Genomic DNA, 2199 nt, shown 5'->3' on the forward strand with positions numbered 1-2199 from the left:
ATCCGATCGTGGCCGCCGGGTCGCGGCGGCCACGATCGGATGCCACGCCCCGGCGTACGCGACACGCGGCGGCAGCGTCGCGTCGAGATCGTCCGGCGACCAGCGCAACGCGGCGAGCAGCGCCGCCAGGTAGTCCGCGCCCAGCGGTACGGTGCGCGGCGCGACGCTGGTGAGCGTGGCGGTGGTGGTGCCGTCGGCCTGCGCGCTCGTGGCGACCTCGACCAGTCCGGCGCGGGTGTCCAGGTGCAGCGCGCCGGGGCCGTGCCGCTCGGCGAACGCGACCGCGGACGCGATCGTCGCGTGCCCGCAGAACGGCACTTCCGCCTTCGGGCTGAAGTAGCGCACCGTGAACCGCCCGCCCTCGCCGGGCAGGAGGAACGCCGTCTCGGAGTAGCCGACCTGCGCCGCCACCTGCTGCATCTCCGCGTCATCCACCCCGGTGGCGTCGAGCACGACACCGGCCGGGTTGCCGCCGGCCGGGTCTGCGGTGAACGCCGCGTATCGGAGAACGTCCATGATCATGAGCCTAGCGCCGGTGGCCCGGCTCGTGGACCCCCGTGACGAGCCACGCGGAACTACTCTCCGGGCATGCCCAGCTTCGAGATCACCCCCATCGGCACGGTCCGCAACGACCGGACGGACATCCAGCACAGCGACAACTGGGGCGCCGTTCGCAGCACGATCGTCGTCGACGAGCGTTTCGGCGAGGCGTGCCTGCAGGGCCTGGAGGAGTTCTCGCACGTGGAGGTCGTGTTCGTCTTCGACCGGTTCCCGGACGGCGGCGACCACCGCGAACCCCGTCCCTACCGGGGCCGGGCCGACCTGCCGCCGATGGGCGTGTTCGCCGGCCGTGGTCCCCGTCGGCCGAACCGGATCGGCGTGACGTGCTGCCGCATCGATTCGGTCCACGGCCGGGAACTGACGGTGGTGGGCCTCGACGCGGTGTCCGGCACGCCGGTCATCGACCTGAAGCCGGTGCTGGTGGAGTTCGTCCCCACGGACGTCCGGCAGCCGGAGTGGGTCAGCAGCATGATGTCCGACTACTTCCGGCCGTAGCGTCGGCGCGGCGCCTCACCGCAGCAGCCTCTCCGTGAGGTCTATCAACCGCTCGGCGTCATGAGGGTCGAGGGTCGGGAAACCGGGCGGAAGTTGCTTCCCCCGGTCGACGGCGGTCACCGGCGCGGTCGGCGGCGCGTCCAGGAACCGGTGAATCGGCGCCACCGCGTCCGCGACGGACCGGGCGGCGACCGCCGCCGCCACCGCGAGCAGCCCCCTTACCACGAACGGGAGCGCGCTACGGTCACCGCTCCTGGTGAACCCGGGATGGTAGAGCACGTATCGGGCGCGGCTACCGGACCGCTGGGCGAAGCCCACGCCGAGCAGGTCGTTGGCCCGCCCGGCCTGCAACTGGGCGGCGACGGCCGAGTAGCCCTCCCTCATCTGCGGATCGGCCCAGCGCACCTCGCCTCTCGTGACCCCGACACCGGCGACGTTCACGATCACCGGCCGGGTCGCCCGGTCCAGGGCCGGACGCAGACCGAAACTGAGCAGGTAGCGGCTGACGTAGTAGAGCGCGAACGTACGCTCCAGTCCCTCCACCGTCTCGATGCGACGCGGCGTCACCGCATTGGCGAACAGCGTCAACGCGTCCACGACCTGGTGCTCGCCGAGGATGTGCTCGATGACCTGCCGCGTCTCGGCCATGCTGGACAGATCGACCGGAAGGAAGGCGATCAGGCCGCCGGCCATCGCTTCGCCACGTGCACGGTTGCGGCCGAGCACCAGGACGCGGTCGCCACGTTCGGCCCGCGCCAGGGCGAACGCACGCCCCATTCCGTTCGTGCCGCCACTGACCACCACGACGCCCACGTCGCCCCCTTATCGTGTGCTCATCGACCTGCCCCATCCTGGGCAGCAGGCCGGCGGAGGCGAAAGAAGGCACTTTCATGTCCACAGGTGACACCGATGTGAGTGCCTCGCTGCTCGATCATCGGCTGCCGGTGCCGGTTCCGGCCGGCGAGTACGACCGCTGTCCGGTCACCGACCTGCTGCGGCGGGTGAGCGACAAGTGGACTCTGTTGCTGATCACCCTGCTCGGCCGGCATCCGCACCGGTTCAACGAGTTGCACCGCGCCGTGGAGGGCATCAGCCCGCGCATGCTCAGCCGGACACTGCGCGCGTTGGAAAGCGACGGCCTGG

Annotated in this window: 4 protein-coding genes; 2 read left to right on the forward strand and 2 right to left on the reverse strand. The window is 71.1% G+C overall.

The genetic code is table 11. The features are described from left to right. Positions 1-516: PhzF family phenazine biosynthesis protein (locus KBX39_RS29445; protein WP_210873657.1), on the reverse strand; the 516-nt coding region annotated here is incomplete at its 3' end. Positions 517-588: 72 nt separating this feature from the next. Here KBX39_RS29445 and KBX39_RS29450 point away from each other — a divergent pair. After that, positions 589-1056 carry an SAM-dependent methyltransferase gene (locus tag KBX39_RS29450; RefSeq protein ID WP_209961572.1) on the forward strand — a complete coding sequence of 156 codons (468 nt, stop codon included), beginning with the start codon at positions 589-591 and terminating at the stop codon, positions 1054-1056. A 15-nt stretch (positions 1057-1071) separates the two neighbouring features. On the opposite strand, the gene KBX39_RS29455 is transcribed toward KBX39_RS29450, so the two are convergent. Beyond that, positions 1072-1869, reverse strand: coding sequence for an SDR family NAD(P)-dependent oxidoreductase (locus tag KBX39_RS29455; RefSeq protein WP_312247511.1), 798 nt, complete (start codon positions 1867-1869; stop codon positions 1072-1074). A 14-nt stretch (positions 1870-1883) separates the two neighbouring features. Here KBX39_RS29455 and KBX39_RS29460 point away from each other — a divergent pair. Continuing rightward, on the forward strand, positions 1884-2199 hold a 316-nt coding region (locus tag KBX39_RS29460), incomplete at its 3' end, for a helix-turn-helix domain-containing protein (RefSeq protein WP_312247512.1).

Source organism: Micromonospora sp. D75, from assembly GCF_018070405.1.
Taxonomy (GTDB): domain Bacteria; phylum Actinomycetota; class Actinomycetes; order Mycobacteriales; family Micromonosporaceae; genus Micromonospora; species Micromonospora chalcea.

Bases quoted from the DNA above. Each gene is read 5' to 3' on its own strand.
- KBX39_RS29450 (WP_209961572.1), top strand. From the start codon at position 589: ATGCCCAGCTTCGAGATCACCCCCATCGGCACGGTCCGCAACGACCGG.